Source organism: Acrocarpospora macrocephala, assembly GCF_009687865.1.
GTDB classification, from domain to species: Bacteria; Actinomycetota; Actinomycetes; order Streptosporangiales; family Streptosporangiaceae; genus Acrocarpospora; species Acrocarpospora macrocephala.
In genome coordinates this window covers 49,138-71,246 of record NZ_BLAE01000044.1, presented here as the reverse complement: position 1 = coordinate 71,246, position 22,109 = coordinate 49,138, and the positions used below count along the sequence as shown (strand labels likewise).

The following is a 22,109-nucleotide window of genomic DNA, read 5'->3' as shown; positions in this document are numbered from 1 at the left end:
TCCCCCGACACTCCTTTGCCGGGCGCGCTGATTCTCGCGCGCCCGGCCGGGAAGTGTCCTGATCAGGGGGCGCCGGTGGAAATCTTCCGCACCAAGTCGGTCGAGCAGTCCATCCAGGACGCCGAAGGCGGCACGCATCGCCTGGAGCGCACGCTGAGCGCGCTCGACCTGACTGTGTTCGGCATCGGCGTCATCGTCGGCAGCGGCATCTTCACGCTGACCGGCATCGCGGCCAGGAACTACGCGGGGCCGTCGGTGGCGCTGTCGTTCGTGGTGGCGGCCGTCGTCTGCGCGCTGGCGGCGCTCTGCTACGCCGAGTTCGCCTCGACGCTGCCGGTGGCGGGCTCGGCCTACACCTTCGCCTACGCCACGATCGGCGAGTTCCCGGCCTGGATCATCGGGTGGGACCTGATGCTGGAACTCGCGCTCGGCGCGGCCGTGGTGTCGGTGGGCTGGTCCGGCTACTTCGTCTCGGTGGTGGAGAGCCTCGGCGTCACCCTGCCGGTCGTGTCGGCCGGCGGCTGGACGTTCAACTACCTGGCCGTGATCGTCGTGCTGCTGCTGACCTGGCTGCTGGTCACCGGCATCAAGATGTCCGCCCGGTTCAACCTGGTCATGGTGACCATCAAGGTGGCCGTCATCCTGCTGGTCATCTTCGCCGGGCTCTTCTTCGTGAACGGCGCCAACTACACGCCGTTCATCCCGCCCGCGAAGTCCACCGAGGGCGCCTCGGGGCTGGCCGCGCCGCTGATCCAGGTCCTGTTCGGGGTCACGCCCACCGTGTTCGGGGTGGCCGGGATCTTCACGGCGGCGGCCGTGGTCTTCTTCGCCTACATCGGGTTCGACGTGGTCGCCACCGCCGCGGAGGAGACCCGCCGCCCGCATCGTGACCTGCCGATCGGCATCATCGCCTCGCTCGGCGTGTGCACGGTGCTGTACATGGCGGTGTCGCTGGTGGTGGTGGGCATGCGGCACTACTCCCAGCTGAGCGAGACGGCGCCGCTGGCGGACGCGTTCAAGGCGGCCGGGCAGCCGTGGCTGGCGGGGGTGATCAGCGTCGGCGGCATCTCGGGGCTGACCACCGTCATCCTGATTCTGATGCTGGGGCAGAGCCGGGTGTTCTTCGCGATGAGCCGGGACGGGCTGCTGCCCGGGGGGCTGGCGAGCGTGCATCCGAAGTACCGCACGCCCTACAAGATCACGATCATCATTGGGCTGGTCACCGCCGCGCTGGCCGGGTTCATCCCGTTGCGCGTGCTGGCCGAGATGGTGAACATCGGCACGCTGTTCGCGTTCGTGGTGGTGTCCGTGGGTGTGGTCATCCTCCGCCGGACCCGTCCAGACCTGCCGCGCTCGTTCCGCATGCCGCTGGTGCCGTGGCTTCCGGCGCTCGCCGTGCTGGCCTGCGTCTATCTCATGCTCAACCTGGCGGTGGAGACCTGGGCGCGGTTCATCGTCTGGATGGCCCTCGGGGTGGTCGTGTACCACCTCTACAGCACCCGGCACAGCCGGGTCAGGTCAGCCCGGAGCCGATGAGGACCACGCCCGCTCCGGCGAGCAGCACGCTGCTGGCGGCCAGCAGCAGGCGGTAGCCGCGCACGCCCACCCGGTGCCGCCCCGCGCCGATCAGCCCGGCCAGCCCCACCTTGGAGCCGACCAGGATCAGGTAGAAGCCGAACACGAACGCCACCGCGCCCGCGGGCCCGGCGTCCCAGGCGGCGACGAAGATCGGCGCGCCGACGGTGGCCCAGAACAGCCAGGGATGCGGGTTGAGCATGTTGACGACCACGCCCTTGAGCACCTGGGCGGGAACGCCGTCGCCGGGAGTAGGGGGCTCGGCCGTGCGGGCGTCACGTAAGCCCTGCACGCCGAGGAACACGACGTACGCCCCACCGGCCAGGGACAGCCCGCGCAGGAAGGCCTCCGGCAGCGCCCCGACAGCGGTGATCGTGAGCAGCACGACCGGCAGGTCGGACAGGAGCGGAACGCACGCGATCCGCAGTCCCGCCGGGAAGCCGCCGCGCAGGCTGGCCGTGATCACCAGGCTGAGCAGAGCCCCCGGCGAGAGTCCGGCGCCCAGGCCGAGCCCGAGCCCCAGCAGCAGTTCACGCACTTAACCTCCGTTTTGTCCATCCCGGAGGTTAGCGCGGGTCAGAAGGCGAACACCTCCCGGCGGGCGCGAATCCGCAGCACGCCCATGTACGTTTCGCGGGCCGTCCAGGTCGCCTGGCATACTTGGAAATCGCTTTCCGTGGAGGGTCGTGTGGTCACTCTGGAGGACGTGGCGAGGCAGGCCGGCGTGTCGCTGGCGACCGCCTCGCGGGTGCTCAACGGCAGCACCCGGCAGGTCGGGGCGGCCATGCGCACGCGGGTGGAGAAGGCGGCGGCCGAGCTCGGATACCGCACCAACGTGGCGGCGCAGACGCTGGCCAGAGGGGCCAGCAACGTCATCGGCCTGGTGGTGCACGATCTCGTCGATCCGTATTTCGCCGCGATCGCGGACGGGGCGATGCGGGCGGCGGACGCCGAAGGGCACGTGGTCATGGTGGGCACCACGCGCCGGGATCCGGAACGGGAGATCGCCTACGTGGCGACGCTCAACGCGCAGCGGGCCAAGGCCGTGCTGATTGCGGGGTCCCGGGTGGCGGATCCGGTGGTGACCGCGCGGCTCAAGGCCGAACTCGATCGATACCGGGCGCAGGGCGGGCGGGCGGCCTGCGTCGGGCAGGACCTGCTCGGCGTGGACACGGTCGCGCCCGGCAACCACGCGGGCGCGGCGCGGCTGGCCGGGGCGCTCGCCGATCTCGGCCACACCCGCTTCGCGGTGCTGGCCGGGCCGCCGCACCTGATCACCGCCGCCGATCGCCGCGCCGGATTCCAGGCCGCCCTCGCCGAGCGCGGCCTGCCCGAACCCCAGATCGTGTACGGCCGCTTCGACCGGGACGGCGGCCACGCCGCGGCGGCCTCGGTGCGGCCGGACGTGACCTGCGTGTTCGCGGTGAACGACGTGATGGCGGTGGGCGCGCTCGCGGCCTTCAGGGAACGGGGGGTACGGGTGCCCGAGGACGTGTCCGTGGCGGGCTTCGACGACATTCCGACGCTGCGCGATCACGTTCCCGCGCTGTCGACGGTACGGCTGCCGCTCGCCGCGATGGGCTCCCTCGCGGTGGAGCTGGCCCTGGCGGGGGAGGACGTACCGCAGGTGGTGGCGATGGAGGGCGAGGTCGTGTTGCGGGAGAGCGTGCGGGCGATATGAATGCCGTGATCTGGGCGGCTCTGGGTTTCTCGTTCCCATGAGGCTGGCGGTCAGCACGCTGGGCATGCCGGGGGAGGGCGTCGCGTCGGCGATCGAGACGGCGGTGCGGTTCGGGTGTGACGGGCTGGAGCTTCGGCTGCATCCGGATACGGGGGTGCATGCCGGGCTCGGGGCGGCCGAGCGGGTGGCGGTGCGGGAGGCGATTCTCCGGCGAGGGCTGGCTGTCGCGGCTCTCGCCGGATATATCAGGATTTCGGCATCTGGGCCAGACGACGGGGTGGTCGCCGGATTGCAGGCCGACCTGGAACTTGCCGCCGATCTCGGCGCGTCCGGGGTGCGGGTGTTTCCCGGGGGTGATGACCTCGAAGCCGCCCGGCGGCGGGTGTGCGCCGTCGCGGAGCTCTGCCGGGAGCGCGGGGTCCGCGTGTTCGTGGAGACGCATGACGCGCTGCCGACGGGGGCGGCGGTCGGGCGGTTGCTGGACTTCGTGGACCTGCCCGAGGTCACCGGCGCCATCTGGGACGTGCTGCATCCCTGGCGGCATGGCGAAACCCCCGCGCGCACGTACGAGGCGCTGAGCGGCCACCTGTCGTACGTACAGATCAAGGACGCCGTTTCCGCCCAGGACACGACGCCACGTCCGATGGGGAGCGGTTCTGTGCCTCTTGAGGACTGTGGGGAGTTGTTGCGGGGGTTCGAGGGGTGGGTTTCGCTCGAATGGGAGCGGACCTGGTATCCGGACGTCGAACCGGTGGAGCACGTTCTGCCGGGGGCGCGTGCCTGGGTCTCCCGTTACGCGTCGAGATAGCCTCGGAGCTCTACGGGGAGGGGGCTCCGCATGAGTGAGAGCAAGAAGATCGAGGTCGGTTGGGTCGGGGTCGGGCGGATGGGGGCCGCCATGGTCGGGCGGCTGCTGTCGGCCGGTTACCCGGTGACGGTGTGGAACCGTACGCCGGAGAAGGCCGAGCCGCTCCGGGCGGCGGGCGCGCGGGTCGCCGCCGAGCCGGCGGAGACGGTCGCCTGCCCGGTGACCGTGACCAGTCTGGCGACGCCCGCCGCGCTGGAGGAGGTCGTGATCGGGCGGCTGCTGGCCGCTCGCCCGTCCGTGCTGGTCGACACCTCCACGGTGTCGATGGAGTCCTCGCGCCGGGTGCGGGAGGCGGCGGCCGAGGCGGGGGTGCCGTTCCTGTCCGCGCCGGTCAGCGGCAATCCGTCGGTGGTCGAGGCGGGGGACGCGTCGTTCGTGTGCTCGGGCTCGCGGGAGGCGTACGAGCAGGCTCGGGGCGTGCTGGAAACGATCGCGCGCACGGCCACCTACGTCGGCGCGGCCGACGAGGCCCGGCTGTTGAAGATCTGCCACAACCTGCTGCTCGCCGTGATGACCCAGGGGCTCGCCGAGGTCGTCGTGCTCTGCGAGGGGCTCGGCGTCGACCGCGGGCTGCTGCTGGACTTCCTCAACGAGAGCGTGCTCGGCTCGGCCTTCACCCGCTACAAGACCGACGCCATCCGCCGGCTGGACCTGACGCCCACGTTCACGACCCGGTTGCTGCTCAAGGACGTCGACCTCGGCCTGGGCGAGGCGACGGCCGGTCAGGTGCCGCTGCCGCTCGTCGCGATGGTCCGCACGCTGCTGGTGGCGGCCATCGCGCAGGGCCACGGTGAGGAGGACTTCCTGTCGCTGCTCGCCGTCCAGGCGCAAGCGGCCGGGCTCGACCTGGCCCGCAAATAAGCCGTACGGGTGGCCGCCGGAAGAGACCGGCGGCCACCCGCTCTCGGGCTGATCAGCTGCTGCCGACCTTCACCCTCTTGTCGTTGTAGTTGTTGCCGTTGCCGTCGGGCTGGTAGTTGTTCTCGACGTTGCCGGCGATGTCCACCGCGAAGAAGCGCACCTCGACGGTCTGGTTGACCGTGATCTGCCCGGCTCCCTCACGCATGCCCGCCGCCGTCAGCTTGGGCGAGTTCAGCGTCGGCCGGCTCCCGTCCAGCGTGTAGTAGACGTTGGCGGGTTCGTTGGTGAGGAAGGTGAACGAGGTGGAGGTGCCGGTCCCGCCGGTGATCCTCAGCTTCGAGTCAGGACGCCGGCGGTCCTGGGAGAACGCGCGGGCGACCTCCAGAATGGCGATCTGGCCGTTGGCGAACTCCATCGCCTCCTCGTGACCCTCGCTGAAGGGCGGCTGGAAGCCGACCGCCTGGAAGCGGCCGGTGGCCGGGTCGTAGAGGTCGGCGCCGACCTCGAAGTCCCAGCCGATGATGCCGCGGTTGAACCAGTGCTCGTCGGCGCTGTTGCCGGCCGCCGAGTACAGCACGTCGGGCACCGGGCCGGTGCGGCCGGGCCAGATCGCCGTGCTGCGGTGAGCCTGTACGGCGGACAGGATGTGGCTGGAGGCCTCCCAGAAGTAGTTCTCCGTGCCGAAGTCCACCCGCGGCAGCAGCTCGCGCCCGGCCGACTTGTACGCCCCCGGAGGCCACATGAAGTAGCCGCCGTAGGAGTGGGTGTTCATCGCGAACTTGATGTTGGGGAACTGCTGGGTGAGCCACACCTCGTTGCGCGCCTCCGGCTCCGACAGCTCGGCCGGCCCGGCGAAGGTGTCGCTGGTGCAGCTCGTCGAGGCGCCGCTGTACCCGTCGAAGATCGAGCCGACGGAGAAGTTGCGGTTGAGGTCCACGCCCCAGGAGTTGCGCGCCGCCGGGTCGCCCGTGGTGGCCGGGCAGTGGTTGGTCATGTTGCGGCGCTGCATGTTGAAGTCGTACATCGAGTAGTGCGCGCCGTCGGGGTTGGCCGTCGGCAGGATGAAGATGTCGAGGTCGTCGACCACCTCGCGGTGGTCGCGCGAGTAGTTGCGCAGCAGCCGCTCCGCGGTCTCCAGGCAGGTCAGCGGGGTGACCCATTCGCGGGCGTGCTCCTGGCAGTACAGGAACACCCCGACCTTCGAGCCGTCCCGCGTCTTGCCGATGCGCAGCGCCTTCGTCTGGAACGGTTCGCGCTTCACGCTCGCCGGCGCCTTGAGGTTGTCGGTCAGCCTCGTCGCGGGAGCCGCGGCCACCAGGCCCGCGCCCGTGTTGGTCCGGTAGGTGTTCGCCGACACCAGGGCCGAGGCCGCCGCGTTGGCGTTGACGGCGTCCACCACCTGCTTGGCCGTGCTGCTGAGCGCGCCCGCCGCGTCCGTGGCCAGGGTGACCACGATGTCCTTCCCGGTGACCGCAACTGACAGCGGCGAGGAGGCGGCGTTCGGGTTGACCAGCGCCACGCTGATGTCGTTGCCGCCCTCGCTGCCGAAGGTCTTGGAGCTCACGTAGAAGGTGCTCGCGGCGACCGTGCCGAACTGCCCCTGGGCGGCGCGGCGGTAGCCGTTGGTCTTGTTCGGCAGGTCGATGATCTCCGCGTACTTCGGGAACTCCTTGGCCAGGGCGACGATCCGCTCGGTCAGCTCGGTCGGGTCCATGTAGTGGTCGACGAAGTCGGAGATGTAGTGCCGGCTCGGCGCCTTGCGCGGCTCACCCAGCCACTTGTTCACGTTCACCGTCACCGAACCGCCGCGGTTGCTGGTCACCGTGACCTTGGTGGGGGCTTCGGTGACCGCGAGCGGCGAGTTGAACCGGTGGTACATGTACTGCCCGGCGTCGGTGAAGCGGGACATCGTCGCCGTGCCGCCCGAGTCGGGGGCGGTGCCGGGGCCGCTGTCCCAGGTGGCGGTGAGCACCGTCTGCGAGTCGGTCGCGCTCGACTTCACCTCCACCGACAGGAAGCGCCGGCCGTCGAGGCTGGTGAACCATTCGGACCGCAGCACCGTGAGCGTGTCGGTCGCCGCCTCCGCCGCGTCCGCCGACGCCAGGGCCCGGCTCCGCTCGGCCTGGTTGGCGGCGAAGTCGCTCTGGTCGGAGATGACGCCGCGCAGATCGAAGCCCTGGTCCCGGAGGTCCTGGGCTTCCTGGGGGCTGAGGACGGCGTGCACCTCGATGCCCTCATCGCTGGATTTCTTGTATTCGGCCAGGTCGACACCCATGTCGTTCAGCCGGTCCACGCTCGCCTGGTCCGGGACGATGATCCGGATCAGGGCGACGCCGTCCTGCGCGGTGGAGGGCTGGCGGTCGGGGACGACCTCGCTGACCGGAGGGGACGGATCGGCGAGGGCCGGAAGCGGACTCAAAATCATCGCTAAGGGGAGAAAGAGCACGGCTGCGAGGCGACGGGCCTTGCTGCCGTTGGGGGAGCTCCTCATCTGGGTTTCCTCCATCTGGCGTGGCCCGCCAGGTAGGGGGTCAGCCTGGCGGAAAAGCACGCAAGTCCAAGGCAGTCTTGGCCAGGCGGAAGATCTTCGTCAAGCCGTCATTCTGGTCGTTTCGGGATTTTTCCGTAACAGAATGGTCTCTGTGCTTCTTTGGGGATATAGCGCTCAGGTCCCACGTGGGGTGGCGGGCTTTCGGGCCCGAACCGGGAGAGCGCTCAAACCTCCTGGAGATCCGGCGCGATCAGCTGCGCGTAGCGGTGACGTGCGGTGGTCAGCACGGTCTCGGGGTCGGCTGCCCAGAGGTCCGCGTTGAAGATCTCCACCTCGACGTCGCCGTCGTACCCGGCCTCGGCCACGGCCCGGGTGAGCGGCGCGAAGTCGATCACGCCGTCGCCCATCATGCCCCGGCCCAGGAGCACGTCAGCTGGGAGCGGGACCAGGAAGTCACAGACCTGGTAGCTCGCGATCCGGCTTCCCGCGCGGGCGATCTGGGGGAGCACGTCCGGATCCCACCAGAGGTGAAAGCTGTCCACGACCACGCCCACCACCTCGGGCGGGTACGGCTCCGCGAAGTCGATCGCCTGGCCGAGCGTGGACAATACGGCCCGGTCGGCGCAATACATCGGATGCAGGGGTTCCAGCGCCAGCCGCACCCCCCGCTCCGCCGCGTACGGCGCGAGCGCCTCAAGCCCTTCCGCCACCCGCGCCCGCGCGCCCGCCAGATCCCGCGAGAACGCGCCCAACGGCTCGCCCGGCACGACGCCCGGCAGCCCGCCCACCACCATGACCAGGCAGGACGCCCCCAGCGCCGCGGCCTCGTCGATGGCTTTCCGGTTGTTCGCCAGCGGGTCCGGCCCGGTCAGAAACCCGCCACGGCAGAGCGAGGACACCCGCAGCCCAGCGGCCCGCACGAGCTTGACCGTTTCGTCCAAGCCCTGCGCGGCGACGTCCTGCCGCCACAGGCCGATCGCCTCGACCCCGTGCCGCACGCACCCGTCCACAGCTTCGGCGACCGTCCAGCGTTTGGTCGTCCACTGGTTCAGCGAGAACCTTCTCATCGCCCGTGCACCGCCAGGAACGCCCGCATTCGCGACACCGCGAGCTCGGGATCGGCCAGCAGCCCAGCCTGGTCGGCGAGACGGAACACCTCGGCCAGGTGGCTCAGCGACCGCGCCGACTGAGCTCCGTTCACCATCGTGAAGGCATCCTGATGCCCGTTGAGCCAGGCCAGAAAGACAATCCCGGTCTTGTAGTGAAATGTCGGCGCTTCAAAGATCTTCCGGGAGAGGGCGACCGTGGGGGCCAGGATCCGGTCGTAATCCGCCAGCCGGTCCGCCGTCGATGCTGATATTTCGGAAATGTCGGGATCGGTGAGGGTGCTTGTTCCTCCGGCTTTCTCCGGTGGGCCGGGCTGGGGTTCGATCCCGAGCTCGTCACTCGCCGGATCGTCGCCGGGTCCAAGAACTACGCCGGGGTGCGGCCGATCCAGGACATCGGGCTGAGGTGCTGTCCCCGTGGGAAGCCGCCGGGGATGGGGTCCTTCGGCCGCGTCCAGGGCCTGGAAGGCGGCCGCGGCTGCCGGGGCGATGGCGTCGAAGATGCCGAGCAGGGCGTGTGAGCCGGATTTGATGAGGGATGGGTAGTTGAAGTCGTCCCCTGTGTACAGCCGGACGCCTTCGGGTAGCGCCGCGCGGAGGCGTACCTCATGGGATTCGTCCAGCAGTGAGACCTTCACGCCGTCGATTTTCGGGGCGTTCGCGTGGATCAGTTCGAGGAAGGACGCGGTGGCCGCTTCGATGTTCCTGGAACCCCAGTAGCCCGCCAGGTTGGGGTCGAACGCCTCGCCCAGCCAGTGCAGGATGGCCGGGCGTTCGACCTCGGCCAGCAGCTTGCCGTAGACCGCCTGGTAGTCCTCCGGGGCGTGCGTTATCGCGGCCAGCTGGCGGCTGGCCATCAGGATGACGGTCGCGCCGCTCTCCTGGACGGTTGTGATCTGCTCCTGGTAGGCCGCCTCGATGGCCTGCGGGGTGCGCGCGCCGGGGACGTGGTCGGTGCCCGCGCCGCAGGCGATCAGGTCGGCGGGGTCGCCGAGCTCGCGGGCCGCCGCCGCGCTGAGGCGGATCAACTCGCGGGTGGCCGCCCAGTCCAGGCCGTTGTTGCGTTGCGCGGTGTCCATGGCGTCGGCCACGCGCAGGCCGTACGACCACAGGTGGCGCCGGAAGTGGAGCGTGGCCTCCCAGTCGACGGCGGCGGGGGAGCCGGGGGTGTTGTCGCCCATCGGATCGGCGACCACGTGGGCGGCGGCGTACACGACGCGGTTGGCCGGGGGGCCCGGCGGATGCGGCCAGGTGACCGGCTCGCGGAGCCGGTAGGTTCCGCCCGGCAGGTCGATCGAGGCGGTCACAGCTCGGCCACCGGGAGGCGGCGGCCTTCGGCGTGCGAGCGCAGCCCCAGTTCGGCGATCTGCACGCCCCGCGCGCCGGATCGCAGCGTGTAGGGGAACGGCGTCCCGGCCACGACATGCCGGACGAACTGCTCCCACTGCACCTTGAACCCGTTGTCGAACTCGCCGTTGTCCGGCATTTCCTGCCAGCCATCCCGGAAGCGCGCCGTGGCCGGAACATCGGGATTCCAGACCGGCTTCGGGGTCGCGCTCCGGTGCTGGACCCGGCAGCCGCGCAGCCCGGCGACCGCGCTGCCGTGCGTGCCGTCCACCTGGAACTCCACGAGTTCGTCCCGGTTCACCCGCACGGCCCAGGACGAGTTGATCTGCGCGACCACACCCCCGGCCAGCTCGAACACCCCGTAGGCGGCGTCGTCCGCGGTCGCCTTGTACGGCCGGCCGCTCTCGTCCCACCGCTCCGGGATGTGGATGCTCACATGGGCGTACACCGACACGACCCGGCCGAACAGGTTCTCCAGCACATAGGCCCAGTGCGGGAACATGTCCAGCACGATGCCGCCCCCGTCCTCGGCCCGGTAGTTCCACGACGGACGCTGCGCGGCCTGCCAGTCGCCCTCGAACACCCAGTAGCCGAACTCGCCGCGCACCGACAGGATCTGCCCGAAGAATCCGCCGTCGATCAGCCGCTTCAGTTTGAGCAGGCCAGGCAGGAAGAGCTTGTCCTGGACCACGCCGTTCTTCAGGCCCGCGTCCTCGGCGGCCTGGGCCAGCCGCAGCGCCTCCGGCACGGACTCGGCCGTCGGCTTCTCGGTGTAGACGTGTTTGCCGGCCGCGATCGCCCGCAGCGTCGCCGGCACCCGCGCCTGGGTGACCTGCGCGTCGAAGTAGATCGTGTTCGCCGGGTCGGCCAGCGCCGCGTCCAGGTCGGTGGTGTGCTCGGCGATGCCGTGCCGGTCGGCCAGCTCCGCGAGTTTGGCGGAGTTCCGCCCGACCAGCACCGGCCGGAGCATGATCCGGCCGCCGTCGGGCAGGGTGACCCCGCCCTGCTCGTTGATCGCCAGCACGGACCTGACCAGATGCTGGCGATAGCCCATCCGGCCGGTGACGCCGTTCATCACGACGCCGAGGACGTGGTCGCCCATCGCGATATCTCCTGAATATGGGGGTGGAAAGCGCTTTCCTGAGGATATGGGGGCGATGGGGGTTGGGCAAGCGCTTTCCGGCGGGGATCTGCTGATTAACTTTGCGAAGAACGTACAAACAGGGAGAAGACGTGACGCAATGGTGGCGTGATGCCGTCGTCTACCAGATCTACCCCCGCAGCTTCGCCGACGGGAACGGCGACGGCACGGGCGACTTCGCGGGGGCGCTGGCCCGCCTGCCGTACCTGGCGGAGCTGGGCGTGGACGCCGTCTGGTTCTCGCCCTTCTACCCCTCCCCGCTCGCCGACGGCGGCTACGACGTTGCCGACTACTGCGACGTGGACCCCCGGTTCGGCACGCTGGCCGACTTCGACACCTTCGTCGCGGCGGCGGCCGGGCACGGCATCCGGGTGATCGTCGACATCGTGCCCAACCACTGCTCCAGCGCGCACCCGGCCTTCCAGGCCGCGCTCGCCGCCGAACCCGGCAGCCCGGAACGTGACCTGTTCATCTTCCGCGACGCCCCCAACAACTGGCAGTCCCTGTTCGGCGGCCCGGCCTGGACCCAGACCCCGGACGGCCAGTGGTACCTGCACCTGTTCGACTCCTCCCAGCCCGACTGGAACTGGGCCAACCCGGCCGTGCCGGCGATGTTCGAGAAGGTGCTGCGGTTCTGGCTGGACCGGGGTGTCGCCGGGCTGCGGGTGGACGTGGCGCACGGCCTGTTCAAAGACCCCGAACTGCCCGACGTGCCCGACCCCACCCCTTCCGACCGGCCCTCGCCCTGGTTCCACCGGCCCGAGCTGGTCGCGCACTACGCCACCTGGCGGGCCATCCTGGACTCCTACCCGGAGGACGTGTTCCCCGGCCGCCGCACCGCCGTGGGCGAGTTCTGGGGCGACGAGATCACCCATCTGGAGCCCTATTTCATCCCCGGCGGCATGCCGCAGGCGTTCAACTTCTTCCTCTTCCAGACCGCCTGGGACGCCGCCGCGCTCCGTCACACGATCACCGCCTCGATCGCCCTGGCCGAGGGCTCCGACGTGGTCGCCCCCTGGGTGATCAGCAACCACGACGTGATGCGCCCGGTCAGCCGCTACGGCGCGCCCGCCCCCGCCCGCTCCGACGCCGAGGTCGACGTCGCCCTCGGCACCCGCCGCGCCCGCGCCGCCGCCCTCCTGCTGCTGGCCCTGCCCGGCTCCGCCTACGTCTACCAGGGCGAGGAACTCGGCCTGCCCGAGTTCCTCGACATCCCCGCCGCCGACCGCGACGACCCGGTCTACCGCCGGAGCCAAGGCGCCCGCCTCGGCCGCGACGGCTGCCGCGTCCCCATCCCCTGGTCTGGTACGGCACAGCCCTACGGTTTCACCGAAGGCACCGCCACCTGGCTGCCCCAGCCGTCCGGATGGGGATCCTTAACGGTGGAAGCCCAGCTCGCCGACCCCTCGTCCACCCTCGCCCTCTACCGCGAGGCCATCGCCGGGCGTCCCGCGGGCGAGTTCGCCTGGCTGGACGGCTACGACCTGGCCTTCACCCGGGGCGAGGACTTCGCGTGCGTGCTCAACCTGGGCGCGGAACCCGTGCCGCTCCCGGCGCATGAGTCGGTGCTCCTGGCCAGCGGCACCATCACCGACGACGTCCTGCCCCAGGACACCGCCGTGTGGCTGCGCCTGCGCTAGATCTCGCCCTTCGTCTCCAGCCGCTGGAGGGCCTTGGCGAGCGGCAGCGCGGTCAAGCCGACCTGCCACTCCCGGGCCCCCAGCTCGCGCAGCCGCTCGGCGATCACGTCCTCGAGCGCGATCTCCGGCGGCTCCCAGGTGAGGCGGCGCACCGCGTCCGGCTGGAGCAGGTTCTCCGTCGGCATGCGATGCTCGTCCGCCAGGGCGGCCACCACCGACCTGGCCGCGTGCAGCCGTTTCGCGGCGACCGGATCCCGGTCCGCCCACCGGTTCGCCGGCGGCGGCCCGTCGCCCGGGCCGATCGGCTGCGGCAGCTCGTCCTCGGCCATGATCCGGGCCCGGGTCACCGCGTTCAGCCACTCGCGCAGATGCCGCCGCGCGCTGCGGCCGGTGAACGGCGCGATCTCGGTGAGCGCCTTGGTGGTGCGCGGCAGGTCCAGCGCGGCCTGCACGATCGCCGAATCCGGCAGCACCCGGCCCGGCGCCAGATCGGCGTCCCTGGCCAGCTCGTCCCTGAGCGTCCACAACTCGCGGACCACGGCCAGGCCGCGCAGGGTCCGGACGCGATGGATGCCGCTGGTGCGCCGCCACGGATCGCTGCGCAGCGGCGCGGTCGGCGCGGCCAGGATCGCCGCGAACTCCTCCATCGCCCAGGGCAGCTTCCCGCTGTCCACCAGCTCGGCGTGGAGCACGTCACGCAGCTCGATCAGCACCTCGACGTCCAGGACGGCGTAACGCAGCCAGTCCTCCGGCAGCGGCCGGGTCGACCAGTCCGCCGCGCTGTGCCCCTTCACCAGGCCGAGCCCCAGCACGACCTCCACCATCGTGCCGAGCCCGACCCGCTCGTAGCCGAGCAGCCGCCCGGCCAGCTCGGTGTCGAACAGCAGCTTCGGCCGGAAACCCAGCTCGGCCAGGCACGGCAGATCCTGGGTCGCCGCGTGCAGCACCACCTCGGCGCCGTCCAGCGCGGCGTCCAGACCGGTCAGATCCGGGCACTGGATCGGGTCGATCAGCGCGCTGCCCGCGCCCGCCCGGCGCAACTGCACCAGATACGCGCGCCCGCTGTACCGATAGCCCGACGCCCGCTCGGCGTCCACCGCGACCGGCCCGGCGCCCATCGCGAACGCCTGCACGGTCGCGGCCAGCGCCGCGTCGCTCTCCACTACGGACGGGATGCCCTCACGCGGTTCCAGCAGCGGCTGGACGTCTTTCTCATCGGTCACTGAACACCTTCGGGGTGACTACCTCGTCCCGTAGCTGATTCGGGAATTTTGGAACGGTCCGGCACGGTGTGCTCCGGGTATCGGTTGATGTCTCAAGCTATGGCATGCCGCGACCGCATGGGGAGGCGGCGACCGAGACGATCAACCGAGCCTCCTCTCGGTAGGGCGGAGAAAGAGCCTTTCAGAGCACTTTCGGTTGGTCGGCGCGTCGCGGCTTGAGCGCCGCGACATCAGGGGGCAGCGGGGGAATACCCGCTGCCAGGCACATCAAGTCGCACCACGCGGCCACGTGGGCGGACAGATCTTCGTCCAGCGGCGACCAGGACGCACGCAATTCCAGCTCGGTTGTGACGGGATCGTTGTCCTTGTTACCGAATCCCTCGGAAACCGCGCGGGTGACCGTGCCGCCCGCCGCCGCGAACGCCGCCCCGTGCGCCTCCAGCGCCTCGGTCAGCCAGCTCCACGCGACCGGGCCGAGCAGGGGATCGGAGGTGATCTCCGGCTCCATGTCCGCCCGGACATAGGCCACTAACCGAAACGGGCCCTCCCAGCCGCGCTGGCCGTCCGGGTCGAAGAGCATGATCAGGCGGCCGATCGCCAGCTCGTCGTCGTCCCGGTAGACCGACGCGCCCACCGCGCCCGAGTACGGCGCCAGCCGCTGCGGAGCCGGAATGTCCTCCAGCTCGATCTCAGGGCGGACCTCGGCGGGGCGCAGCGTCTCCAGCGCGCGCCGGAAGGCGGCCGGCGCCGCCGGTGGGTCACCGAAGGTCATGACCGAAGCGTAGGCCGGATTCGGGAGCGCGCGAAGCAGAGGGGAGGTCGTCGTCGCCATATTTGATGATCAAGCCGCTGCCTGCGCAAGGAACAGGGCGCTGCCACAATCGACGCAGAACCATTCGCTCCAGGTGTCATGGCCGTCGTGACCGGTCTGGGTGCTGGTTTCGCGGCCGGTTTCGCTGCCGGGCGGCTGCTCGAACGTGCGCTCGGTGGCGCAGGCGGCACAGCGCTCAGTGCGGTGTTCGGGGGAACTCCACATCGAAGTAATCGCCTTTCGTCGGAACCCGGAACTCGGTCCGACGTTGACATGTCTCGCCGACATTTCCCCGCATCGCGCTCGGCGTGTCTCGAAAGTGGTAATGGAATCGATGCGGGAGGCCTGTTTGGCGAACACTTTGCCGGGCCGTTGTGATCGACTGGTGACTGATGTCTTCGGGATTGCCGGATTTCATGATCGGCTTGGGGTTGCCGCACCGACCGGCCGCCGGGCATGGCACGCTTGACGGGTGAATCCCCAGCTTGCCGACTCCGCGTTCCTTCTGGCGTGCCGCCGCAGGCCCGTTCCGTACACACCAGTGTGGTACATGCGCCAGGCGGGCCGGTCCCTGCCCGAATACCGCGAGCTTCGCGCGGGCACGGCCATGCTGGACGCCTGCGCCACCCCCGACCTGGTCGTCGAGATCACCATGCAGCCGGTCCGCCGCTACGGCGTCGACGCCGCGATCTTCTTCAGCGACATCGTGGTCCCGCTCAAGGCCATCGGCGTCGACCTCGACATCAAGCCCGGCGTCGGCCCTGTCGTGGCCGACCCGATCAGGGACGCCGCGGCCGCCGCCCGCCTGCGTCCGATCGAACCCGACGACGTGCCCTACGTCACCGAGGCCATCGGCGCGCTGGTCAAGGAGCTGGACCGGGTGCCGCTGATCGGCTTCGCCGGCGGCCCCTTCACCCTGGCCTCCTACCTCATCGAGGGCGGCCCCTCCAAGAACCACGACCGCACCAAAGCCATGATGTACGGCGATCCCGACCTGTGGCACGAGCTCATGGACCGCCTCACCACCATCACCCTCGGCTTCCTCCGCATCCAGGCCGAAGCGGGCGCCTCCGCCCTGCAACTGTTCGACTCCTGGGTCGGCGCGGTCGCCCCCGGCGACTACCGCACCTACGTGCTCCCCTACACCAGCCGGATCTTCGCGGGCCTGGCCGACCTCGACGTGCCCCGCATCCACTTCGGCGTCGGCACCGGCGAACTCCTCGGCATCATGGGCGAGGCCGGCGCCGACGTGGTCGGCGTCGACTGGCGCGTCCCCCTAGACGAGGCCGCCCTCCGCGTCGGTGCCGGCAAAGCCCTCCAGGGCAACCTGGACCCCGCCGTCCTCCTCGCCCCCTGGCCCATCGTCGCCGACCGCGCCACCACCATCCTCGAATCCGGCCGCGTCGCCGAAGGCCACATCTTCAACCTGGGCCACGGCGTCCTCCCCTCCACCAACCCCGACCAACTAGCCCGCCTCACCAACCACATCCACACCACCACCATCCGCTGACCCCGAAACCCACCACGCCCCCGCCCGACTTGCCACGAGATCCAGGCCAGCAACCGTGGACAGAGCGAACGCGGGAGAGGTGGCGCAAGATGCGGGCCAGCAACCGCGAATGCGGAAGAAGCGGCACAAAGTTGCGGGCCAGCCACTGCGGACAGGGCGAACGCGGGAGAGGTGGCGCAAGATGCGGGCCAGCAACCGCGAATGCGGAAGCGGCACAAAGTTGCGGGCCAGCCACTGCGGACAGGGCGAACGCGGGAGAGGTGGCGCAAAGATCCCGGCCACCGGTCCTGGACGCTGCGAATTAGAAGAGGGGTTGCCCACATGTGGGCAACCCCTCTTGGCGCCGGTACGGCGGGACGTGGATCAGGGGTGATCGGCGCCGGGGAACGGCGAGCAACCCTGGTGATCGCCGTGTCGTGTGGTTGTCAGCTCTCGGATTTGGCGCTAGTCGAAGACGCTTCAACGGGGGCGGGAGGGGCTTCCGTTTCGGGGGCCTTCTCGGCTGCCGTGAATGCGGGGGCAGGAGTCGGGGCCGGGCGCGCGGGGCGTACGCGGCGGAGGATGCGCCAGGTGGCGAACCACAGGACGGCGAGGACGATGAGCCAGGGGAGCAGGGTGCCGAGTAGGGTGAGGCCGATCTCGACCGCGTCGACCAGGGCGTTCCAGCCGACCTCCAGGCCGCCGAGGAAGCCGCTCGGCTCCTCCTCGGGGATGTCGACCACGATGTTGGGGCCGATCAAGGTCAGCGTGACCGTGGCCATGCCGGTCTGCTCGGCGAGTGCCTTCTGCCGGGCCTGAAGTGATTCCAGCTCGGCGGTCCGGTTCTGGATCTCCCGCTCGATCTCCAGGATCTCCCCGATCTTGTCGGCCTTGGTGAGCAGCAGCCGGAACTGGTCCAGTGCCGCCTCCGCCGACTTCACCCGGGCCGCGACGTCGGCTACCTCACCGGTGACATCCTGCGCGCCCTGGTGCAGCGACCGCCGCTCACCGAGATCGCGGCCTAGCTTGACCAGCACCTCCGCGTAACGCGCCGGGGGGATCTTGAACGTGACCACGGCCTCGCTGCTGCTCCCGCTGAAAGCCGTGCTCTTCTCGTCCGCGACATAACCGCCCGCGCCGAGCACGATCTGCTTGGCGCTGTCACTCGCCTTCGCCACGTCCTGTGCCTGCACGGTCAGCTCGGCCGTGTAGATGATCGACCGATCCACGGTCTCGATCTTGATCGCCTGGACGGGTTCGCTCCCGCCCCCGGAACGAGAAGCGTCGTCGGCGGCAGACTCTGCCAAAGCTGGTGCTTCCGGCATCGCCTTGCTCTGCGCCGCCCCGTCGGCGGCGGTGCCGACCGCGGGCATCGGAGCGGAGTTCCCCGACGACGTTTCGGCGCCACCCGCGCACCCCGCGAGCAGGAACGCCGCCATCGCGAGCGGAATCACCAGGTATCCCATCAGCGAGGATGCCCACCGGGCTCCTCGCGCCCTGCCGGCCGTGAGCCGCAATCTCTTCATGCCCTTGAAGACGCTTCATGCGCATCACCGGTTTTGCCCGGGTCGTCACGATGCTGTCACGGCTAACCTCCCACTCCGTCACTGTTCGCATCTCGCCACCTCGGCTTGGCTCTGTTGCGTCACGGCGACCCTCTGCCGGATCCGGCGATCCTGGACGAGTTGGTGAACATGGGCGAGGTGGGGTACGAACTGCTGCGCGGTTCGTCAGCGTTTATCAGGTCGTTTCGGTTTCCTGGGTCTGGTGGCGTGACTGGCTCGCCAGGCGTCGAGTTGGTCGGCGGGCCGCAGTAGGGCTGGGCCGACCTTGATGGGCAGCGGGAACCCTTTGGATCGTTTGGACCAGTTGCCGAGGACGCGTCAGGTGATCCCCAGCCGGGCGCACGCGTCTTCGCTGCTCAGATGGCCGCTCATTACGACACCCTGATAAACTGTAGTCACTTGTTCACCATGGGTTTACGTGGGTTAGCCATGGTTGGGAGGGTTGATGCAGGTCGTCCACGCCTACCGGTACGCGCTCGACCCCACCCCGCGCCAGGAACGCATGCTCCGTTCCCATTGCGGCGCCGCCCGCCTGGCCTTCAACTGGGGCCTAGCCCGGGTTAAAGCCAACCTGGGCCAGCGGGAGGCCGAACGTTCCTACGGCATCCCGGACGCCCAGCTGACCCCGTCCCTGTCGTGGTCGATGTATTCGCTGCGTAAAGCCTGGAACGGGGCCAAGCAGGAGGTGGCGCCGTGGTGGGCGGAGAACTCCAAAGAGGCCTACGCCTGCGGCCTGGAGCGGCTCGCCACCGCGCTGACGAACTGGAGCGAGTCCAGGAAAGGCACCCGTAAAGGCCCGAAGGTCGGCTTTCCCCGATTCCGGACCAAACGCAAGAAGGCCATGTCGGTACGGTTCACCACCGGAACGATCCGCCTGGACGGCCGCACCCACGTGGTGCTGCCGGTACTCGGGCGTATGAAAACCCACGAGTCCACCCGCAAGCTGGCCCGCCGGATCGAGGCGGGCACCGCGCGGATCCGCTCGGCAACCGTCCGGCTCGAAGCCGGGCGATGGCTCGTTTCGTTCTCCGTCCAGATCGAACGCGCGGCCAGGGCGCCCTCACGGCCGGAGACGGTGGTCGGGGTGGACTTGGGCGTCAAGACCCTCGCCGTCTACTCCGACGGCCGCCCCGCCGCCGCCAACCCCCGGCACCTGGCCGCTGCAGCCCGAAAGCTCCGCCGTCTGTCCCGGGCGGTCTCCCGCAAGCAGGGCCCGGACCGGCGCAGCGGGCAGCAACCGTCCGGCCGGTGGCGTCAAGCCGACGCCGCCCGTAACCGGGTCCACTACCGGGTGGCCGCGCTGCGCCGCGATGCCATTCACAAGCTCACCACGACGCTGGCGGGCGAGTACGGCACGCTGGTGGTCGAAGATCTCCACATCGCCGGGATGGTGAAGAACCGGCGGCTGGCCCGCGCGATCTCCGACTCCGGGTTCGCCGAGATCCGCCGCCAACTCGCCTATAAGACCGAATGGGGCGGCGGTCGGTTGATGGTGGCCGGCCGCTGGTTCGCCTCCAGCAAGACGTGTTCCGGGTGCGGCGCGGTGAAAGTCAAACTCGCCCTCTCCGAGCGCACCTTCACCTGCGCGGATTGCGGCTTGGTCTTGGACCGGGACGTGAACGCTGCGCTCAATCTGGCTTCCCTGGTGAAGCAGACCGTCGCCGGGAGTGGCCCGGAGACGATAAACGGATGTGGAGCCGACCATAAGACCCCGCCTGCCGGGGCTGGTGGCTGTGAAACGTCTACCCCGCACCGGGCACCGTCCGGGTCAGACGGGGACCTCCGCCCAGTAATGGACGGATCACTGGGAAATGCAACTCAGTGAACGGACTGTCGGTGGTGCCGAGTAGCGTTGAGCGGCATGGGGATGGACAGGCACGTTGTGATCGTGGGGGCGGGGATCGCTGGTCTGGCTGCGGCGTGGTTCCTGCGATCGGCGGGTGGGCCGCGGTTGCGGATCACGGTGTTGGAAGGCGCGTCCCGGATCGGCGGGAAGTTGCACGCGTCCGAGGTCGCGGGTGTGCTGATCGACTCGGGAGCCGAGTCCATGTTGGCGCGGCGGCCCGAAGGCAAGGAGCTGGTCGAGGCCATCGGGCTGGGTGACCAGCTTGTGGATCCCGGCACCACGCGGTCGTTGATTCTTTCGCGGGGCGAGTTGCGTCCGATGCCCGCCGGTCAGGTGATGGGCGTGCCGTCCGATCTGGCCGCGCTGGCGCGATCGGGCATCCTGTCGCCGGGCGGTCTGGCCCGGGTGCCCATGGATCAGGTGCTGCCGCCCACGCTGGTGAATGACGACATATCCGTCGCGGAATACATCAAGGCCCGGATGGGCGACGAGATCGTCGACCGGCTGGTCGAGCCGCTGCTGGGCGGGGTCTACGCGGGACGAGCCGATCACCTGTCGCTGGCCGCCACCATGCCCGCGATCGCGGCGGCCGCGCGGACGGAACGATCACTGCTCCGGGCGGCCAAAGACATCGTGGCCGCCGCGCCGAAAGACGCCGGGCCGGTGTTCACCACCCTCAGGGGCGGCCTGGGCAGCCTCCCGGCCGCTCTGGCTGAGGCCTCGGGTGCGCAGATCAGGACCGGGGTGATGGTGCGCGGGCTGAGCCGTACCCAGACGGGCTGGCGGCTCGTGACCGGTCCGACCAGGGAAGAGGCGATGATCGAGGCCGACGCCGTCATCCTCGCCGTCCCCGGCCCAGCCGCATCCCGCTTGCTCAGCCACGACGTGCCCACCGCTGCCAGCGAACTCGCTCAGATCGAATACGCGAGCATGGCCATCGTCACCCTCGCTTACCCCCGGGACGCGTTCTCCGCCCTACCCGAGGGCACCGGATACCTCGTCCCGCCAATCGAAGGCCGCGCGGTCAAGGCCGTCACGTTCAGCACGTCCAAGTGGCCGCATCTCGCCGACTCCACTGCCAACTCCACGGGCAGTTTCCCAACCCGCTCCGATGCCGACTCGATGGGCAGTTTCCCAACCCGCTCCGATGCCGACTCGACGGGCAGTTTCGCAGGCCGTTCCGCTTCCGATTCGGCGGGCGGTTTCGTTGCCCACTCCGCTCCGGACCATGGGGTCGACTCGGTTACGGGGACTGTCGCTGGATCTGGCAGCCGATCTACTGCTGGAGATGCTGCGGAATCCGCTGGTGTATCTCCTAGCGGATCTGGTCGCAGCTCCGCTGGTGCTCGCGGCTCCGTCGCTGGCTTTGTTCCTGGAACACGGCGTGTTTCTGGTTCCGATCTCGTTCTGGTTCGTTGTTCGATCGGGCGGATCGGTGAAGAGCATGTGCTTCAGCGTGATGACGCTGACCTGGTCGCTCTCGCTATGGCTGAGTTGGTCGAGACGGTCGGCGTGCGGGGGCGGCCGGTCGACTCGCGGGTCAGTCGGTGGGGTGGCGGGCTGCCGCAGTACAACGTTGGTCACAATGAGCGGATTGCCCGTGTTCGTGCCGCCGTCGATGTTCATCCTGGGCTGGCGGTCTGCGGGGCCGCTTACGACGGTCTTGGAATTCCCGCCTGTGTGGGGACGGCGAGGAGAGCAGCATCCCGGATTCTGGAGCACCTCGATCCAGGGGGAGAATGGCCTCATGACGGAAGACACCCAGGAAACCAGCCCGCGGCTCAAGGCACGTGATCTCAACAACGTGATCCGTTACACGATGTGGTCGGTCTTCCGGCTGCGCGACGTCCTGCCTGGTAACCGTGAGACCCTGGCCGAGGAAGTGGCGGAGCTGCTGGGGCAGTCGGCGCAGAAAGACGTGGTGACCCGTGGCGTCTACGACGTGGCCGGGTTCCGCGCTGACGCGGACTTCATGCTGTGGTGGCACGCCCCTTCGGCCGAGGACCTCCAGGAGGTGTACGGGCGGTTCCGCCGTACCGGTCTGGGCAGGGCCAGCGAGCCGGTCTGGTCGGCGATGGCGCTGCACCGCCCGGCCGAGTTCAACAAGTCGCACATTCCCGCCTTCCTCGCCGAGGAAGAGCCGAAGGGTTTCGTCTGCGTCTACCCGTTCGTCCGTTCCTTGGACTGGTATCTCCTGGACGAGTCGGAGCGCCGGACCATGCTCGCCGAACACGGCAAGATGGCCCGCGACTACCCCGACGTGCGCGCGAACACGGTCGCCTGCTTCGCGTTGAACGACTACGAATGGATGCTCGCCTTCGAAGCCGACGAACTCCACCGCATCGTCGACCTGATGCGCCACCTCAGAGGCGCCGAGGCCCGCCGCCACACCCGCATCGAGATCCCCTTCTACACCGGCACCCGCAAACCCATCAGCGAACTGATCGCCGCTCTCCCGTAACGCC

General features: G+C 69.6%; 18 protein-coding genes. 9 read left to right on the top strand and 9 right to left on the bottom strand.

Annotation, left to right across the window (positions count from 1 at the left end):
• The first annotated feature begins 75 nt into the window (after nucleotides 1–75).
• Entirely contained in the window at nucleotides 76–1,536 is a 1,461-nt protein-coding gene (locus Amac_RS34010) for an amino acid permease (RefSeq protein WP_155358524.1), read from the top strand.
• On the opposite strand, the gene Amac_RS34005 is transcribed toward Amac_RS34010, so the two are convergent.
• Nucleotides 1,514–2,113, bottom strand: a complete 600-nt coding sequence (locus Amac_RS34005) for a LysE family translocator (RefSeq protein ID WP_155358523.1) — start codon at nucleotides 2,111–2,113, stop codon at nucleotides 1,514–1,516. The two genes, Amac_RS34010 and Amac_RS34005, sit on opposite strands and share 23 nt — an antisense overlap.
• A gap of 150 nt (nucleotides 2,114–2,263) precedes the next feature.
• On the opposite strand from Amac_RS34005, the gene Amac_RS34000 reads away from it, so the two are divergent.
• The 3 genes from Amac_RS34000 to Amac_RS33990 are packed head-to-tail and all read left to right on the top strand — an operon-like array spanning nucleotide 2,264 to nucleotide 4,985.
• Nucleotides 2,264–3,256, top strand: coding sequence for a LacI family DNA-binding transcriptional regulator (locus Amac_RS34000; protein WP_246268894.1), 993 nt, complete (start codon nucleotides 2,264–2,266; stop codon nucleotides 3,254–3,256).
• Nucleotides 3,257–3,293: 37 nt separating this feature from the next.
• Nucleotides 3,294–4,064, top strand: coding sequence for a sugar phosphate isomerase/epimerase family protein (locus Amac_RS33995; protein WP_155358521.1), 771 nt, complete (start codon nucleotides 3,294–3,296; stop codon nucleotides 4,062–4,064).
• Nucleotides 4,065–4,094: 30 nt separating this feature from the next.
• Nucleotides 4,095–4,985 carry an NAD(P)-dependent oxidoreductase gene (locus tag Amac_RS33990; RefSeq protein WP_155358520.1) on the top strand — a complete coding sequence of 297 codons (891 nt, stop codon included), beginning with the start codon at nucleotides 4,095–4,097 and terminating at the stop codon, nucleotides 4,983–4,985.
• A gap of 52 nt (nucleotides 4,986–5,037) precedes the next feature.
• Here the strand turns inward: Amac_RS33990 and Amac_RS33985 are convergent, their stop codons facing one another.
• The 4 genes from Amac_RS33985 to Amac_RS33965 all read right to left on the bottom strand — a co-directional run bounded on the left by Amac_RS33985 (nucleotide 5,038) and on the right by Amac_RS33965 (nucleotide 11,031).
• Nucleotides 5,038–7,476 carry a M14 family zinc carboxypeptidase gene (locus Amac_RS33985; protein ID WP_155358519.1) on the bottom strand — a complete coding sequence of 813 codons (2,439 nt, stop codon included), beginning with the start codon at nucleotides 7,474–7,476 and terminating at the stop codon, nucleotides 5,038–5,040.
• 224 nt (nucleotides 7,477–7,700) lie between these two features.
• Complete coding sequence (locus Amac_RS33980; protein WP_155358518.1) at nucleotides 7,701–8,543, bottom strand: sugar phosphate isomerase/epimerase family protein; 843 nt, start codon at nucleotides 8,541–8,543, stop codon at nucleotides 7,701–7,703.
• Nucleotides 8,540–9,889, bottom strand: a complete 1,350-nt coding sequence (locus Amac_RS56600; RefSeq protein WP_246268892.1) for a DUF993 family protein — start codon at nucleotides 9,887–9,889, stop codon at nucleotides 8,540–8,542. Before Amac_RS56600 ends, Amac_RS33980 begins: the two co-directional genes overlap by 4 nt.
• Complete coding sequence (locus tag Amac_RS33965; protein WP_155358517.1) at nucleotides 9,886–11,031, bottom strand: Gfo/Idh/MocA family protein; 1,146 nt, start codon at nucleotides 11,029–11,031, stop codon at nucleotides 9,886–9,888. Before Amac_RS33965 ends, Amac_RS56600 begins: the two co-directional genes overlap by 4 nt.
• Before the next feature lie 131 nt (nucleotides 11,032–11,162).
• Here Amac_RS33965 and Amac_RS33960 point away from each other — a divergent pair, with 131 nt between their 5' ends.
• Nucleotides 11,163–12,710, top strand: coding sequence for a glycoside hydrolase family 13 protein (locus tag Amac_RS33960; RefSeq protein ID WP_174900255.1), 1,548 nt, complete (start codon nucleotides 11,163–11,165; stop codon nucleotides 12,708–12,710).
• Here the strand turns inward: Amac_RS33960 and Amac_RS33955 are convergent.
• The 3 genes from Amac_RS33955 to Amac_RS33945 all read right to left on the bottom strand — a co-directional run bounded on the left by Amac_RS33955 (nucleotide 12,707) and on the right by Amac_RS33945 (nucleotide 14,969).
• Complete coding sequence (locus Amac_RS33955) at nucleotides 12,707–13,933, bottom strand: ribonuclease D (RefSeq protein ID WP_155358515.1); 1,227 nt, start codon at nucleotides 13,931–13,933, stop codon at nucleotides 12,707–12,709. The genes Amac_RS33960 and Amac_RS33955 overlap by 4 nt on opposite strands.
• 181 nt (nucleotides 13,934–14,114) lie before the next feature.
• Complete coding sequence (locus Amac_RS33950; RefSeq protein ID WP_155358514.1) at nucleotides 14,115–14,705, bottom strand: DUF3000 domain-containing protein; 591 nt, start codon at nucleotides 14,703–14,705, stop codon at nucleotides 14,115–14,117.
• Between the two features lie 69 nt (nucleotides 14,706–14,774).
• Entirely contained in the window at nucleotides 14,775–14,969 is a 195-nt protein-coding gene (locus Amac_RS33945) for a hypothetical protein (RefSeq protein WP_155358513.1), read from the bottom strand.
• Between the two features lie 247 nt (nucleotides 14,970–15,216).
• On the opposite strand from Amac_RS33945, the gene hemE reads away from it, so the two are divergent.
• Nucleotides 15,217–16,254, top strand: a complete 1,038-nt coding sequence (gene hemE / locus Amac_RS33940) for a uroporphyrinogen decarboxylase (protein WP_155358512.1) — start codon at nucleotides 15,217–15,219, stop codon at nucleotides 16,252–16,254.
• 425 nt (nucleotides 16,255–16,679) lie between these two features.
• On the opposite strand, the gene Amac_RS33935 is transcribed toward hemE, so the two are convergent.
• Complete coding sequence (locus Amac_RS33935; protein ID WP_155358511.1) at nucleotides 16,680–17,759, bottom strand: DUF4349 domain-containing protein; 1,080 nt, start codon at nucleotides 17,757–17,759, stop codon at nucleotides 16,680–16,682.
• A gap of 484 nt (nucleotides 17,760–18,243) precedes the next feature.
• On the opposite strand from Amac_RS33935, the gene tnpB reads away from it, so the two are divergent.
• The 3 genes from tnpB to hemQ are packed head-to-tail and all read left to right on the top strand — an operon-like array spanning nucleotide 18,244 to nucleotide 22,105.
• Complete coding sequence (tnpB, locus tag Amac_RS33930; RefSeq protein ID WP_218041452.1) at nucleotides 18,244–19,623, top strand: IS607 family element RNA-guided endonuclease TnpB; 1,380 nt, start codon at nucleotides 18,244–18,246, stop codon at nucleotides 19,621–19,623.
• Nucleotides 19,624–19,659: 36 nt separating this feature from the next.
• Nucleotides 19,660–21,438: a protoporphyrinogen oxidase gene (hemG, locus tag Amac_RS56595; protein ID WP_246268891.1), complete on the top strand. Its 1,779-nt coding sequence runs from the start codon at nucleotides 19,660–19,662 to the stop codon at nucleotides 21,436–21,438.
• Nucleotides 21,392–22,105: a hydrogen peroxide-dependent heme synthase gene (gene hemQ, locus Amac_RS33915; RefSeq protein WP_155358509.1), complete on the top strand. Its 714-nt coding sequence runs from the start codon at nucleotides 21,392–21,394 to the stop codon at nucleotides 22,103–22,105. The genes hemG and hemQ overlap by 47 nt, the downstream gene beginning before the upstream one ends.
• Nucleotides 22,106–22,109 lie beyond the last annotated feature (4 nt).

What these genes read in the sequence shown, in the direction of transcription:
- Amac_RS33995 (WP_155358521.1), top strand. Translation starts at nt 3,294, where the DNA reads ATGAGGCTGGCGGTCAGCACGCTGGGCATGCCGGGGGAGGGCGTCGCG.
- Amac_RS33990 (WP_155358520.1), top strand. Translation starts at nt 4,095, where the DNA reads ATGAGTGAGAGCAAGAAGATCGAGGTCGGTTGGGTCGGGGTCGGGCGG.
- Amac_RS33985 (WP_155358519.1), bottom strand. Translation starts at nt 7,476, where the DNA reads ATGAGGAGCTCCCCCAACGGCAGCAAGGCCCGTCGCCTCGCAGCCGTG.
- Amac_RS33980 (WP_155358518.1), bottom strand. Translation starts at nt 8,543, where the DNA reads ATGAGAAGGTTCTCGCTGAACCAGTGGACGACCAAACGCTGGACGGTC.
- Amac_RS33965 (WP_155358517.1), bottom strand. Translation starts at nt 11,031, where the DNA reads ATGGGCGACCACGTCCTCGGCGTCGTGATGAACGGCGTCACCGGCCGG.
- Amac_RS33950 (WP_155358514.1), bottom strand. Translation starts at nt 14,705, where the DNA reads ATGACCTTCGGTGACCCACCGGCGGCGCCGGCCGCCTTCCGGCGCGCG.
- Amac_RS33945 (WP_155358513.1), bottom strand. Translation starts at nt 14,969, where the DNA reads ATGTGGAGTTCCCCCGAACACCGCACTGAGCGCTGTGCCGCCTGCGCC.
- Amac_RS33935 (WP_155358511.1), bottom strand. Translation starts at nt 17,759, where the DNA reads ATGAAGAGATTGCGGCTCACGGCCGGCAGGGCGCGAGGAGCCCGGTGG.
- tnpB (WP_218041452.1), top strand. Translation starts at nt 18,244, where the DNA reads ATGCAGGTCGTCCACGCCTACCGGTACGCGCTCGACCCCACCCCGCGC.
- hemG (WP_246268891.1), top strand. Translation starts at nt 19,660, where the DNA reads ATGGGGATGGACAGGCACGTTGTGATCGTGGGGGCGGGGATCGCTGGT.
- hemQ (WP_155358509.1), top strand. Translation starts at nt 21,392, where the DNA reads ATGACGGAAGACACCCAGGAAACCAGCCCGCGGCTCAAGGCACGTGAT.